Source organism: Streptomyces sp. NPDC059003 (assembly GCF_042740445.1).
Taxonomy (GTDB): domain Bacteria; phylum Actinomycetota; class Actinomycetes; order Streptomycetales; family Streptomycetaceae; genus Streptomyces.
Genome location: NZ_JBHYJH010000101.1, coordinates 1 through 13627 on the forward strand (window position 1 = coordinate 1; position 13627 = coordinate 13627).

Annotated in this window: 10 protein-coding genes and 1 riboswitch; of the genes, 9 read left to right on the forward strand and 1 reads right to left on the reverse strand. The window is 70.7% G+C overall.

The window, feature by feature from the left end; all coding sequences use genetic code 11:
- The first annotated feature begins 117 nt into the window (after positions 1 to 117).
- The 9 genes from ACFWZ5_RS29405 to ACFWZ5_RS29445 all read left to right on the forward strand — a co-directional run bounded on the left by ACFWZ5_RS29405 (position 118) and on the right by ACFWZ5_RS29445 (position 10977).
- A complete protein-coding gene (locus tag ACFWZ5_RS29405) occupies positions 118 to 1374 on the forward strand; it encodes a cytochrome P450 (RefSeq protein WP_384788433.1) in 1257 nt (418 codons plus the stop codon).
- Positions 1375 to 1564: 190 nt separating this feature from the next.
- Positions 1565 to 2725: a transglycosylase family protein gene (locus ACFWZ5_RS29410; protein ID WP_384788436.1), complete on the forward strand. Its 1161-nt coding sequence runs from the start codon at positions 1565 to 1567 to the stop codon at positions 2723 to 2725.
- A 204-nt stretch (positions 2726 to 2929) separates the two neighbouring features.
- Positions 2930 to 3123: riboswitch (cyclic di-AMP (ydaO/yuaA leader) on the forward strand.
- Positions 3124 to 3127: 4 nt separating this feature from the next.
- Positions 3128 to 3880 carry a transglycosylase family protein gene (locus ACFWZ5_RS29415; protein ID WP_384788439.1) on the forward strand — a complete coding sequence of 251 codons (753 nt, stop codon included), beginning with the start codon at positions 3128 to 3130 and terminating at the stop codon, positions 3878 to 3880.
- Positions 3881 to 4135: 255 nt separating this feature from the next.
- Entirely contained in the window at positions 4136 to 5422 is a 1287-nt protein-coding gene (gene eno, locus ACFWZ5_RS29420; protein WP_384788442.1) for a phosphopyruvate hydratase, read from the forward strand.
- Positions 5423 to 5521: 99 nt separating this feature from the next.
- Positions 5522 to 6001: a septum formation initiator family protein gene (locus ACFWZ5_RS29425; protein ID WP_384788446.1), complete on the forward strand. Its 480-nt coding sequence runs from the start codon at positions 5522 to 5524 to the stop codon at positions 5999 to 6001.
- Positions 6002 to 6033: 32 nt separating this feature from the next.
- Positions 6034 to 6657 (forward strand): DUF501 domain-containing protein, encoded by a 624-nt coding sequence (locus ACFWZ5_RS29430; RefSeq protein WP_384788449.1) that lies wholly within the window; start codon positions 6034 to 6036, stop codon positions 6655 to 6657.
- Positions 6654 to 7595, forward strand: a complete 942-nt coding sequence (locus ACFWZ5_RS29435; protein ID WP_384788452.1) for an exopolyphosphatase — start codon at positions 6654 to 6656, stop codon at positions 7593 to 7595. The genes ACFWZ5_RS29430 and ACFWZ5_RS29435 overlap by 4 nt, the downstream gene beginning before the upstream one ends.
- 397 nt (positions 7596 to 7992) lie before the next feature.
- The gene (locus ACFWZ5_RS29440) at positions 7993 to 9375 is read left to right on the forward strand and encodes an NAD(P)/FAD-dependent oxidoreductase (RefSeq protein ID WP_384788455.1); all 1383 of its coding nucleotides are present in this window, start codon (positions 7993 to 7995) and stop codon (positions 9373 to 9375) included.
- Between the two features lie 303 nt (positions 9376 to 9678).
- On the forward strand, positions 9679 to 10977 hold the full coding sequence (locus ACFWZ5_RS29445; RefSeq protein ID WP_384788458.1) for a class I SAM-dependent methyltransferase: 1299 nt from the start codon (positions 9679 to 9681) through the stop codon (positions 10975 to 10977).
- 61 nt (positions 10978 to 11038) lie between these two features.
- Here ACFWZ5_RS29445 and ACFWZ5_RS29450 read toward each other — a convergent pair whose 3' ends face one another.
- Complete coding sequence (locus ACFWZ5_RS29450; protein ID WP_384788461.1) at positions 11039 to 13549, reverse strand: ABC transporter permease; 2511 nt, start codon at positions 13547 to 13549, stop codon at positions 11039 to 11041.
- Between the last annotated feature and the right edge of the window lie 78 nt (positions 13550 to 13627).

Sequence of the window (13627 nt, forward strand, 5' to 3'; positions counted from 1 at the left end):
GGACGAGGCGCGGAGCGCCGATTGCTTTTCGGGGGTGCTAGGGGGCTGGCCCCCTGGTTCGGGAAGGGGCGGGTCTGGGGCGCCCCGCGAGGGACGCGGCCAGCTACCGTCAACCCCATGCACGACCAGCACAAGGCCGCACCCCCCGAGCCCGACCTCTTCACCTGGGAGTTCGCGACCAACCCGTACCCGGCCTACGCCTGGCTCCGCGACCACGCCCCCGTGAGCAAGCGCCGGCTACCGAGCGGCGTGGAGGCCTGGCTGGTCACCCGCTACGCCGACGCCCGCCAGGCCCTCGCCGACCAACGCCTCAGCAAGAACCCGGCCCACCACGACGAACCCGCCCACGCCAAGGGCAAGACCGGCATTCCGGGCGAGCGCAAGGCCGAGCTGATGACCCATCTGCTCAACATCGACCCCCCGGACCACACCCGCCTCAGGCGCCTGGTGTCCAAGGCGTTCACCCCCCGCCGCGTGGCGGAGTTCGCCCCCCGCGTCCAGGAGCTCACCGACCAGCTGATCGACCGGTTCGCGGAGAAGGGGGAGGCCGACCTCATCCATGAGTTCGCCTTCCCGCTGCCGATCTACGCCATCTGCGACATGCTCGGCGTACCGCGCGAGGACCAGGACGACTTCCGCGACTGGGCGGGCATGATGATCCGCCATGGGGGAGGCCCCCGCGGCGGCGTCGCCCGCTCCGTGAAGAAGATGCGCGGCTATCTCGCCGACCTCATCCACCGCAAGCGCACCGACCCCGGCGACGACCTGATCTCCGGCCTCATCCGCGCCTCCGACCACGGCGAGCACCTCACCGAGAACGAGGCCGCGGCGATGGCCTTCATCCTGCTCTTCGCCGGGTTCGAGACCACCGTCAACCTCATCGGCAACGGCACCTACGCCCTGCTCACCCACCCCGAACAGCGGCAGGCGCTGCAGAAGTCCCTCGACGCGGGCGAGACGGCCCTGTTGGAGACCGGCATCGAGGAACTGCTCCGCTACGACGGGCCCGTCGAGCTGGCCACCTGGCGGTTCGCCACGGAGCCGCTGTGTATCGGCGGCCAGGACATCGCCGCGGGCGACCCCGTACTCGTCGTGCTCGCCGCCGCCGACCGCGACCCCGACCGCTTCCCCGACCCCGACCTCCTGGACCTGGCGCGCCGCGACAACCAGCACCTCGGCTACGGCCACGGCATCCACTACTGCCTGGGCGCGCCGCTGGCCCGCCTGGAGGGCCAGGCCGCGCTCGCGACCCTGCTGCGCCGCCTGCCCGATCTGCAACTCGCGGTGGATCCGGCCGAGTTGAGGTGGCGCGGCGGGCTCATCATGCGCGGCCTGCGTACGCTGCCGGTGGAGTTCACGCCGGTACGCCGCTGACGTGGAGTCCGGTGGGTGAAGGGCCCGCGCCGGGGGCCCGGCTGACGTGTCGTCACAGCTGTGACTTTTACGTGATCTGTGCTGCATCGACTTGTGACTGACGTTCGACTGCGGCTACGTTCACGACGGCTCGGCACCTTTATGGCACCACGTGCCGCAGCTGTCCTGTCGTCGCTCGAAAGGCACCTGCATGCTCTCCGGCCAAGGCCGTCACCGCCGTCCCCGCCAGGCCCCGGCGATCGTCGTCGCGGCGGGCGTCACCGGCTCGGCGCTCGCCCTCCCGCTGCTCGGCGCGACCGGCGCGCACGCCGCGGACGCCCAGACGTGGGACCGGGTCGCGGACTGCGAGAGCGGCGGCGCCTGGAGCTCGAACGAGGGCAACGGGTACTACGGCGGCCTGCAGTTGTCGCAGGACACCTGGGAGAGCTACGGCGGCCTCGCCTACGCGCCGAGCGCGGACCAGGCGAGCCGCTCCCAGCAGATCGCGATCGGCGAGAAGGTCCTCGCCGACCGGGGCCCCGACGCCTGGCCGAACTGCGCCCCCACCGCGGGCCTCGCCAAGGGCGGCGAGAAGGCCGACGTCGACCCGGGCCTCCCGGCCGCGCCCACCAAGCCCGCCGACCCGTCGGACGACGGCAAGGACAGTAAGGACGGCAAGGACGCCTCCAAGGGCAAGGGCGACGCCAAGGGCAAGGACAAGGGCGACGCCGAGGACGCCGACGGTTCCGCCGACGCGCGAGACAAGAATCACGACTCGGACACCGAGGGCACCGAGGACACCGGTGCCGATAAGGGAGATGCCGGCGCCGACGACCGCGACGGCAAGGGCACCGGCAAGCACCGCAAGCCCGCGGACGGCGACGAGGCCGACAAGGGCGGCAAGGGCGAGAAGGGCGGCAAGGGCGACCCGGCCGGGGAGAGCGACTCCTCGGAGCAGTCGGACCCCGGTGACCCGTCCGACCCCGCCGACCCCTCGGCCCCCGAAGGCTCCACGGAGCCCTCGGACGGCTCCGGGCCCGCCGACGGCGCCTCCGGCCGCCACCGCGGCCCCGGCGCCGACGAGTCGGCCCCCGGGGAGCCCGGCGAGGGCGCGGGCGGCGGCCGGCACGCCTCGCGCGGGGAGTCCCGTGACGCGGGTGACGCGAGGGGCGCCGACGGCACGTACACGGTCCGCTCCGGCGACAACCTCTCAACCATCGCCGACCACCACGACCTTGACGGCGGCTGGTCCTCCCTCTACGCCGGCAACAAGAAGACCGTGGGCTCCGACCCGGACCTCATCCTCCCCGGTCAGCGGCTCGCGCTGAGCGAGAAGGCGGCCGCGGAGAAGGCGGAGAAGGCCGGGAAGTAGGCCCGCCGAGCCGACAGTTGGCGGACGAGTTCGCCGTGAATGTCCGGTTTAAAGACGGTGAGAGGCAAGTGAGAGATGGGTCTCAGAAGCCCTGATCGTCTTTGAAATTCCGGCGATTGCCTGTCTACGGTCATGACCGCTCGCCACAGCGGGCCCCGCCGGTCGGTACGCCGAATCCTGCCAACGGCCGGACGGGAACAGTCGTCGCTTCGAGCGCCGAAGGCAGGAGCGGGGGACCCAAGGTAAGTGCCGGGCCCGGACGTTGGGCGGCCGTGCGAGACGCGGCCCGCGCGACGTACGGAGATGGCTTGGGGTGAAGCCGCGCGCTAGGACGCGCGGCCGGGCACTCACCCGCCCGAACCCGACAGCTCACCTCGCAGGCGTCGGTGAGGGGATCACTCCATGCTGCGTTCCGGCAAGGGCAAGCACCGCCGTCCGACCAAGCTCGACAAGGCCACCCGTGCCGCCACCGTCGTCGGTGTCACCGGCGCCGCCGTGGCCGCGCCGCTGATGGCCGCCGGCACCGCCAACGCCGCCACCGCCTCCGAGTGGGACCGCGTCGCCCAGTGCGAGTCCGGCGGCAACTGGTCCATCAACACCGGCAACGGCTACTACGGCGGCCTGCAGTTCTCCGCCTCCACCTGGGCCGCGTACGGCGGCACGCAGTACGCGCCGACGGCCGACAAGGCCTCCAAGGCGCAGCAGATCGCCATCGGCCAGAAGGTCCTCGCGGGCCAGGGCAAGGGCGCCTGGCCGAGCTGTGGCGTGGGCCTGTCCAGCACCCCGTACGGCGGTGGCGGCAGCACCCAGCAGCCGCAGCAGAACCAGCAGCAGCACCAGCAGCGCCCGCAGCAGCAGGCCCAGCCGCAGCAGCAGAGCCAGCAGCAGACGCAGCCGCAGCAGCAGGCCAAGCCGCAGCCGCGCCCGCAGCAGGCCGCGCCGCAGACCGAGACCAAGAAGACCGTCCAGACCCCGACCGGCAAGGTCGTGAAGAAGGGCGACGGCGAGTACAAGGTCGAGTCCGGCGACACCCTCTCCAAGATCGCCGAGGAGCACGACGTCAAGGGCGGCTGGCAGAAGCTGTACCAGCTGAACGACGACATCGTCACCGACGCCGACTTCATCTACCCGGGCCAGCAGCTGCACCTCAGCTGAGACTGACCCACCCGCCCCGTCCCCACGGGCCCCACCGCCCCGGTGCGCGCACCCCCCGCCGCACCGGGGCGGTATCTTTTGGTTGCGCAGCATTTTGTTCCGCAATAAAACTTTTCAGGCAGACTGATACCCCTGGCCCCGTCCAGGGGCTGGGCGGTCGGCTGGCCGATGTCCCGGAGCCGGTTAGGCTCGTGTCGCAGGGGCCAGCGCGGCCCCCAGTACCACCGCGTACCCCGCGTCACATCCCAGAAGGAGATGCTCGTGCCGTCCATCGACGTCGTCGTAGCCCGGGAAATCCTGGACTCCCGAGGCAATCCCACGGTCGAGGTCGAGGTCGGCCTCGACGACGGGTCCACCGGCCGTGCCGCCGTCCCGTCCGGCGCCTCCACCGGCGCCTTCGAGGCCATCGAACTGCGTGACGGAGACGCCAACCGCTACGGCGGCAAGGGCGTCGAGAAGGCCGTCCTCGCCGTGATCGAGCAGATCGGCCCGGAGCTCGTCGGCTACGACGCCACCGAGCAGCGCCTCATCGACCAGGCCATGTTCGACCTGGACGCCACCGACAACAAGGGCTCCCTCGGCGCCAACGCCATCCTCGGCGTCTCCCTCGCCGTGGCCCACGCCGCCTCCGAGGCCAGCGACCTGCCGCTGTTCCGCTACCTGGGCGGCCCGAACGCGCACCTGCTCCCGGTGCCGATGATGAACATCCTGAACGGCGGGTCCCACGCGGACTCCAACGTCGACATCCAGGAGTTCATGATCGCCCCGATCGGCGCGGAGTCCTTCTCCGAGGCCCTGCGCTGGGGCGCCGAGGTCTACCACACCCTCAAGAAGGTCCTGAAGGCCAAGGGCCTGTCCACCGGCCTCGGCGACGAGGGCGGCTTCGCCCCGAACCTGGAGTCGAACCGCGCCGCCCTCGACCTCATCGTCGAGGCCATCAAGCAGGCCGGCTACGTCCCCGGCCAGCAGATCGCCCTGGCGCTCGACGTCGCCGCGTCCGAGTTCTACAAGGACGGCAAGTACGAGTTCGAGGGCAAGTCCCGCTCGGCCGCCGAGATGACCGAGTACTACGAGGAGCTCGTCTCCGCGTACCCGCTCGTCTCCATCGAGGACCCGCTGTTCGAGGACGACTGGGCCGGCTGGAAGATCATCACCGACCGCCTCGGCGACAAGGTGCAGATCGTCGGCGACGACCTGTTCGTCACCAACCCGGAGCGCCTCCAGCGCGGCATCGACGAGGGCTCCGCCAACGCCCTCCTGGTCAAGGTCAACCAGATCGGCTCCCTGACCGAGACCCTCGACGCCGTCGAGCTCGCCCAGCGCAACGGCTTCAAGTGCATGATGTCCCACCGCTCCGGCGAGACCGAGGACGTCACCATCGCCGACCTCGCCGTCGCGGTGAACTGCGGCCAGATCAAGACCGGCGCCCCGGCCCGCTCGGACCGCGTCGCCAAGTACAACCAGCTCCTGCGCATCGAGGAGATCCTCGACGACGCCGCGGTGTACGCGGGCCGCTCGGCCTTCCCGCGCTTCAAGGGCTGAGCCGCTTCCACGGCTGAGGCCTAGCCAGTCGTACGTACGTCCCCGTACTCGGTCCCGTACCGTGTGCGGGGACGTACGCACGTACTGGGGAGGCGGGACATGGCCGTGAAGAACCGCGACCGGTTCTCCACCGCGACGAAGCTGCGGCTGCTCGGCGAGCAGACCGCGGAGCGCGTGTACCGCTCCCAGACCAAGCGCCAGGCCCGCCGCTCCCGGCTCACCGGCCGCGCGGCGCTGCTCGTGCTGGTGGTCTGCTCGCTCGTCGTGGCGCTCGCCTATCCGATACGGCAGTACGTCTCGCAGCGCGCCGAGATCGCCGACCAGCGCCAGAGGCAGGCCGAGCACCGCGAGAACGTCGAGCGCCTGCGCGACGAGAAGGCCCGCTGGCAGGACGACGCGTACGCGGAGCAGCGCATCCGCGACCGGCTGCACTACGTGATGCCCGGCGAGACCGGCTTCACGGTGATCGACCCCGAGGCCGCCGACCGCCACCGCACCGACGAGGGCGGCGCCGACCGGCCCTGGTACTCGAACGTCTGGGACGGCGTCGACAAGGCGGACCGGCCCGACGACAACTGACCCACCCGCTCCGAACGGACCGAAAGACAGGCATGGAAACGCCCCCGCCCCAGACCGAGCCCACCGCGCCCACGGACGCCGATGTCGAGGCCTTCAAGCAGCAGCTCGGGCGGCCCCCGCGCGGTCTGCGGGCGATCGCGCACCGCTGTCCGTGCGGGCAGCCCGACGTCGTCGAGACCGCGCCCCGGCTCCCGGACGGCACGCCGTTCCCGACCACGTACTACCTGACGTGCCCGCGCGCCGCCTCCGCGATCGGCACGCTGGAGGCCAACGGGGTCATGAAGGAGATGACGGAGCGGCTCGCCACCGACCCGGAGCTCGCCGCCGCCTACCGGGCCGCGCACGAGGACTACATCGCCCGGCGCGACGCCATCGAGGTCCTCGCGGGCTTCCCGAGCGCGGGCGGCATGCCCGACCGCGTGAAGTGCCTGCACGTCCTGGTCGCGCACTCGCTGGCCGCGGGCCCGGGTGTGAACCCGCTGGGCGACGAGGCCATCGCGATGCTGCCCGAGTGGTGGCGCAAGGGCGCCTGCGTGACGTCCGACCCGGTCACCCAGGAGGACGTCCTGGCGCTCGGCGCGAACGGCGGCGGGTTCTTCGGCCCCGGCGCCGACGAGGACGCCGACGGCGGCACGGAAGGCGAGGGCGCGAAGTGACCCGCGTGGCCGCCATCGACTGCGGCACGAACTCGATCCGCCTGCTCGTGGCCGACGCCGACCCCGAGACGGGCGAGCTCGTCGACCTGGACCGCCGCATGGAGATCGTCCGGCTCGGGCAGGGCGTGGACCGGACGGGCCGCCTCGCCCCCGAGGCGCTCGCGCGGACCTTCGCGGCCTGCCGCCAGTACGCCGAGGTCATCAAGGAGCACGGCGCCGAGCGCGTCCGCTTCGTGGCGACCTCCGCGTCCCGCGACGCCGAGAACCGCGACGAGTTCGTCCGCGGCGTCCTCGACATCCTCGGCGTCGAGCCGGAGGTCATCAGCGGCGACCAGGAGGCGGAGTTCTCCTTCACGGGCGCCACCAAGGAACTCCAGGGGCGCGCCGACCTCCAGACGCCGTACCTGGTGGTGGACCTCGGCGGCGGCTCCACCGAGTTCGTCGTCGGCTCCGACCGCGTGCGCGCGGCCCGCTCCGTGGACGTGGGCTGCGTCCGGATGACCGAGCGCCATCTGGTGCGGGGCGGCGTCGTCACCGACCCGCCCACCGCCGAGCAGATCGCCGCGATCCGCGCCGACGTCGAGGCCGCCCTGGACCTCGCAGAGGAGACGGTGCCGCTGCGCGAGGCGCGCACGCTCGTCGGCCTCGCGGGCACCGTCACCACGGTGGCGGCGATCGCGCTCGGCCTCGACACCTACGACTGGACCGCGATCCACCACGCGCGCATTCCGTACGAGCAGGTCAGCGAGGTCGTCGACCGGCTCGTGCACGCGACGCACGCCGAGCGCGCGGCGATCCCCGTGATGCACCCGGGCCGGGTCGACGTGATCGCGGCGGGCGCCCTCGTGCTGCTCGCGATCATGGACAGGATCGGGGCGCGCGAGGTCGTCGTGAGCGAGCACGACATCCTCGACGGGATCGGCTGGTCCGTCGCCTGAGCGGGGCGGACGGCTTGTGAGCGGCCGCCGGGGCGCTTCGGGGGCCCGGCGGCGACCCCCCGGGAGGAAAGTTCGTGAAGTTCTTCACAAGGAAAACGGCCCTGTTGGGCGTGGTTCTGAGGACCTAGGACCCTGAAAGCGTGGTTCCGAAGGCGCGGGGTGGATCCGCCGAGCGCTTCGATGGTGTTACGGGGGTGTGAACCGGCGACTGGTTCACCGCCGCCCGGGGCCCGGAGTGGCTGTTCAGGAGGGGTTGACAACGAGTCCGGTGACTCAGTGGTTCCCCTGAGGCGCCATGACCTCCGTCACGTGGGCGGCGAAGTGTAGCAGAGGCCCCTGGCAACCTTGTGAAGGGGCGCACGAGCGACCCCTGGGGAGGGGGTGGATACTCGATGGCATGAGCACCACGGAGCGTCCCAGGATCCTCGTAGTAGGCGGTGGGTACGTAGGCCTGTACGCAGCTCGACGCATTCTCAAGAAGATGCGCTACGGCGAGGCGACCGTCACGGTCGTCGACCCGCGCTCGTACATGACGTACCAGCCCTTCCTCCCCGAAGCCGCCGCCGGCAGCATCTCGCCCCGGCACGTCGTCGTCCCGCTGCGACGCGTGCTGCCGAAGGCCGAAGTGCTGACCGGTCGCGTCACGACCATCGACCAGGACCGCAAGGTCGCCACGATCGCGCCGCTCGTCGGCGAGGCGTACGAGCTGCCGTTCGACTACCTGGTCATCGCGATGGGCGCGGTCTCCCGCACCTTCCCGATCCCCGGCCTCGCCGAGCAGGGCATCGGCATGAAGGGCATCGAGGAGGCCATCGGCCTGCGCAACCACGTGCTCGAGCAGCTCGACAAGGCCGACTCCACGACCGACGAGGAGGTCCGCCGCAAGGCGCTGACCTTCGTCTTCGTCGGCGGTGGCTTCGCCGGCGCCGAGACCATCGGCGAGGTCGAGGACATGGCGCGCGACGCGGCCAAGTACTACAACAGCGTCTCGCGCGAGGACATGCGCTTCATCCTCGTCGACGCCGCCGACAAGATCCTGCCCGAGGTCGGCCCGAAGCTCGGCCAGTACGGCAAGGAGCACCTGGAGGGCCGCGGGGTCGAGGTCTACCTCTCCACCTCCATGGACTCCTGCGTCGACGGCCACGTCGTGCTGAAGAACGGCCTCGAGGTCGACTCCAACACCATCGTGTGGACCGCGGGCGTCAAGCCGAACCCGGCGCTCGCCCGCTTCGGCCTCCCGCTCGGCCCGCGCGGCCACGTCGACACCCAGACGACCCTCCAGGTACAGGGCACCGACTACATCTGGGCCGCGGGCGACAACGCCCAGGTCCCGGACCTCGTCGGCCGCAAGGCGGGCAACGAGAACGCCTGGTGCCCGCCGAACGCGCAGCACGCCCTGCGCCAGGCCAAGGTCCTCGGCGACAACGTGATCTCCGGCATGCGGGGCTTCCCGCAGAAGGACTACAGCCACGCCAACAAGGGTGCGGTCGCCGGTCTCGGCCTGCACAAGGGCGTCGCGATGATCGTCATGGGCAAGATGAAGATCAAGCTCAAGGGCCGTCTCGCCTGGTACATGCACCGCGCGTACCACGGCATGGCGATGCCGACGTTCAACCGCAAGATCCGTGTCTTCGCGGACTGGACGCTCGGCATGTTCCTCAAGCGCGAGGTCGTCTCCCTCGGTGCGATGGAGACTCCGCGTGAGGAGTTCTACGAGGCCGCCAAGCCCGCCCCCAAGGCGGCGGCGCCCGTCGAGGCGGAGAAGGCCAAGGCCTCCTAGGCTCCGGCTGATCGTCTGTACTGCGTTACTGCGTTACCGAGTACTGACCCGAAGGGTCCCCGCTATCCGTGGTGCGGGGGCCCTTCGGGTTTTTTGTGGGCTGCTGGCGGCCCGGCACCGCCGGGGGCGTTGTCCGTGGTCGCTCGCCGTCGCGGCGGGAATGAATCTGCCCTCCGCTTCCTAGTTGTTACGTACATGTATTTTGCATATTCGTAACGCGGCAACGGGACTGCGCTCGCGCTCTGTTGGTGTTTACGTGGTGTTGAACCGTTCCGGGAAGTCCCGTCCACGGAGGTGTGCGCCATGCAGGACGCCGCGTCGCGGCTGAAGAACCTTGCCGAGCAGCTGCTGGGAGCTCAGCTGCCGGTTCGTATCCGCGCCTGGGACGGCTCGGAAGCCGGCCCGCCGGACGCGCCCACACTCGTCGTACGCCATCGCCGTGCCCTGCGCCACCTGATGTGGAAACCGGGGGAGCTGGGGCTCGCCCGCGCCTGGGTGGCGGGGGACCTCGACGTCGAGGGGGATCTGTACGCGGCGCTCGACCTGCTCGCCGAGTTCATCTGGGAGCGCGGCGACGACGCGCCGGGCCTCGTCGAGTCGCTGCGGGACCCGAAGGTCCGCGCCGCCGCCCGCCCGCTGCTCGCGTTCGCCGCGCCCTTCGTGCCGCCGCCCGTGCCGCGCGAGGAGATGCGCAGGCACGGCAGGCTGCACCTGCACACCAAGGGCAGCGACAAGCAGGCCATCAGCCACCACTACGACGTGGGCAACGACTTCTACGAGCTGGTGCTCGGCCCGTCGATGGTCTACTCGTGCGCGTACTGGGAGTCCCCCGACGCCACCCTCGAGGACGCCCAGCGCGACAAGCTCGGACTCATCGCCCGCAAGCTCGACCTGAAGCCCGGCATGCGCCTCCTCGACGTCGGCTGCGGCTGGGGCTCCATGGCGATCCACGCGGCGCGCGAGCACGGCGTGAGCGTCGTCGGCGTGACGCTCTCGCAGGAGCAGGCCGCGTACGCGCGCAAGCGCATCGCGCAGGAGGGCCTGACCGACCGCGTCGAGATCCGCGTCCAGGACTACCGGGACGTCCGCGACGGGCCGTACGACGCGATCTCGTCCATCGGCATGGCCGAACACGTCGGCGCCGAGCGGTACCTGGAGTACGCCGCCGACCTGTACGCCCTCCTGAAGCCGGGCGGGCGCCTGCTCAACCACCAGATCGCCCGCCGCCCCCTGGGCGACGAGTCGGCGTACTCGGTCGACGAGTTCATCGACGCGTACGTCTTCCCGGACGGCGAGCTCGCCCCGCTCGGCACGACCGTCGGGCTCCTGGAGCGCGCCGGGTTCGAGGTGCGGGACGTGGAGTCCATCCGCGAGCACTACGCGCTCACGCTGCGCCGCTGGGTCGCGAACCTGGAGGCCGACTGGAAGCGCGGCCAGGCCCTCACGTCCCCGGGCCGCGCCCGCATCTGGCGCCTCTACATGGCCGCGTCGGCCCTGGCCTTCGAACGCAACCGCATCGGCGTCAACCAGGTCCTGGCGGTGAAGACACCGGAGAGCGGGAAGTCGGGGATGCCCCTGCGGGCGCGGGACTGGCGGAATTAGTCGCTGCAACGCAGGGGGCCCCGGACGATGATTCGTCCGGGGCCCCTCCGCGTACCTGCCGTCAGTCCGACTTGATCGCCTGCAGCGGGTTGAGCCGCGCAGCGCTCCGCGCGGGCCACACGGCCGCGAGGACGCCGACCACCGCCGCGATCACCAGGAAGATCAGGATCCGCCCGGCGGGGATCTCCATCGTGTACGTCTTCACCGTTCCGGAGATGCTGTCGCCCGCGACCCAGCCGAGGAAGAGGCCGAGGCCGACGCCGAGCACCGCGCCGAACAGGGAGATGACGACCGACTCCAGGCGCACCATCTGCTTGACCTTCGCGCGGTCGAGGCCGATCGCGCGGAGCATGCCGATCTCGTGCTTCCGCTCGAAGACGGACATCGCCAGGGTGTTGATGACGCCGAGGACCGCGACGAGGATCGCCATGGCGAGCAGCCCGTACAACATGTTCAGCATCATGTTGATGGCGCCGCCGATCTCGTTGCTGATGTCGTCCTTGTCCTGGATCTTGATGGCGGGGTTGTCGCCGAGCGCCTTGACGATGGCGTCCTCCGCCTTGTCGCTCGCGCCGCCCTTCATCTTCAGGAGGACCTGCTTGTCGGCGATCTTGTCGAGGTGCGGGTCGACGACGGACGTCGGCATGAACAGGCCGTCGAGCATCTCGTTCGCCTCGTAGACGCCCGCGATCCTGAGCTGGACCGTCTTGTCGTCGTCGAACTTCACCGGGACGGTGTCGCCCGCCTTGAGGCCCTTCTCGTCGGCGGTCTTGTCGTCGATGAGCGTGGAGTTGCCCTTGAGCTCGGCGGCGGAGCCGCTGGTGTAGTCGAGGGAGACCAGCTTGTCGAAGGACTTCGGGTCGATGCCGGTGATGCGGGTCGACGTCCCGTCGGCCTCGCCGAAGGCGTTGCGCAGCGGGCTGGACGCCTCGACGTCCGGCAGCTTGGCCAGGTCGGTGCGGACCTTGGGGGTCAGCGGCTGGTAGTTGGCCATCGAGACGGTGTAGTCGGCCTTCAGGGAGTCGGCGGCCATCTTGTTGATGGCGCTGCTCATGGAGGTCGCGACGACCGTCATCGCCGTGATGAGGGTCAGGCCGATCATCAGGGCCGAGGCCGTGGAGGCCGTGCGGCGCGGGTTGCGGACCGAGTTGAGGCGGGCCAGCTTGCCGGTGACGCCGAGCGGCCGCAGCAGCGGCGCGGAGGCGGCGATGAACGGGCGGGAGAGCAGCGGCGTGAGGACGATGACGCCGACGAGGACGACCCCGGCGCCGCCCGCCATCACGTAGTTGTCCTCCATGAAGAGCATGACCACGCCGAGCGCGACGATCAGCGAGCCGATCGTGTTGCGTACGACGAGACCGCGCGTCGTGGGCGTCGCGTGGACGCTGTTCATGGCGGCCACCGGCGGGATCTTCGCGGCGCGGCGGCCGGGCAGCCAGGCGGCCAGCATCGTCACGACGACGCCGATGAGCAGGGCGGTGAGGATGGTCGTCGGGCCGATCTTCAGCGGTCCGTCGGGCAGCGAGGCGCCGCCCGCGTTCATCAGGGACTCCAGGCCCACGGCCACGCCGATGCCGAGCGCGAAGCCGGCGACGGCGGCGACCAGGCCGACGATGAACGCCTCGATGAGCACCGAGCGCGTGACCTGGCGGCGGGACGCGCCGACGGCGCGCATCAGGGCCAGCTCCTTGGTGCGCTGGGCGACCAGCATCGTGAAGGTGTTGGCGATGATGAAGATGCCGACGAACAGCGCGATCCCGGCGAAGATCAGCAGCACCTGGCTCATGGCGCTGGTGTTCTGCTCGATCATCCGGTCCTGGTCGGCCTTGAGCGCGGCGCCGGTGTCGGCGTCGGTGTCCTTCGGCAGGATCTTGTCGACGGACGCCTTCAGGGCGGTCTCGGAGGTGCCCGCGGCGGCCTTCACGTCGATCTCGTCGTACTCGTCCCGGTCGAGCACCTTGCGCGCGGTGTCGTTGTCGAAGACGACGAGGCTGCCGCCCGCGACGACGCTGCCGTCGTCGGTGTCGAAGATGCCGCTGACCTTCGCGGTCCGCACGGGGCCGTCGGTGGAGTAGCGGACGGTGTCGCCCACCTGGTAGCCGGTGCGGTCGGCGGTGCGGCTGTCCAGGGCGATGTCGGCCGCGGACTTCGGGGCGGCGCCCTTGGTGAAGTCGTAGCGCGGGTCCTTGCCGTCCTTGCCCGGGTAGTAGTTGGCGCCGGTGGTGCCCCAGTCGCCGCCGACGAGCTTGCCGTCCTTGTCGGCGAGCGCGGTGAAGCCGGAGTACGTGCCGATCGCGGAGTCGGCGCCGGGCAGCTTCTTGGCCTTGTTCAGGAGGGCGTCGGTGAGCCGGGGCGGCTGCTTGCCGTCCCCGTCGTCGGAACCGCCGTCGGGCCGGATGGCGACGGAGACGTGGTCGAAGCTCTTCGCCGACTTGTTCTTGTAGGCGGAGCCGAAGGTGTCGGTGAAGACCAGCGTGCCGGAGACGAACGCGACGCCGAGCATGACGGCGAGCACGGTCATCAACAGCCTGGCCTTGTGCGCGAGCACATTGCGCAGAGCGGTACGGAACATGGGTGTGAAGTCCTGGTGAAGGCGGGGTCAGAGGTGGCGTGGGGGCGCCCCGAAGGGGCGCGGGGAACTGCGCGACCA

Excerpts from the sequence above, each read along its gene's own strand:
- ACFWZ5_RS29410 (WP_384788436.1), top strand. The coding sequence starts at position 1,565 with ATGCTCTCCGGCCAAGGCCGTCACCGCCGTCCCCGCCAGGCCCCGGCG.
- ACFWZ5_RS29430 (WP_384788449.1), top strand. The coding sequence starts at position 6,034 with ATGGAAACGCCCCCGCCCCAGACCGAGCCCACCGCGCCCACGGACGCC.
- ACFWZ5_RS29415 (WP_384788439.1), top strand. The coding sequence starts at position 3,128 with ATGCTGCGTTCCGGCAAGGGCAAGCACCGCCGTCCGACCAAGCTCGAC.
- ACFWZ5_RS29445 (WP_384788458.1), top strand. The coding sequence starts at position 9,679 with ATGCAGGACGCCGCGTCGCGGCTGAAGAACCTTGCCGAGCAGCTGCTG.
- ACFWZ5_RS29405 (WP_384788433.1), top strand. The coding sequence starts at position 118 with ATGCACGACCAGCACAAGGCCGCACCCCCCGAGCCCGACCTCTTCACC.
- ACFWZ5_RS29440 (WP_384788455.1), top strand. The coding sequence starts at position 7,993 with ATGAGCACCACGGAGCGTCCCAGGATCCTCGTAGTAGGCGGTGGGTAC.
- ACFWZ5_RS29425 (WP_384788446.1), top strand. The coding sequence starts at position 5,522 with ATGGCCGTGAAGAACCGCGACCGGTTCTCCACCGCGACGAAGCTGCGG.
- ACFWZ5_RS29450 (WP_384788461.1), bottom strand. The coding sequence starts at position 13,549 with ATGTTCCGTACCGCTCTGCGCAATGTGCTCGCGCACAAGGCCAGGCTG.
- eno (WP_384788442.1), top strand. The coding sequence starts at position 4,136 with ATGCTCGTGCCGTCCATCGACGTCGTCGTAGCCCGGGAAATCCTGGAC.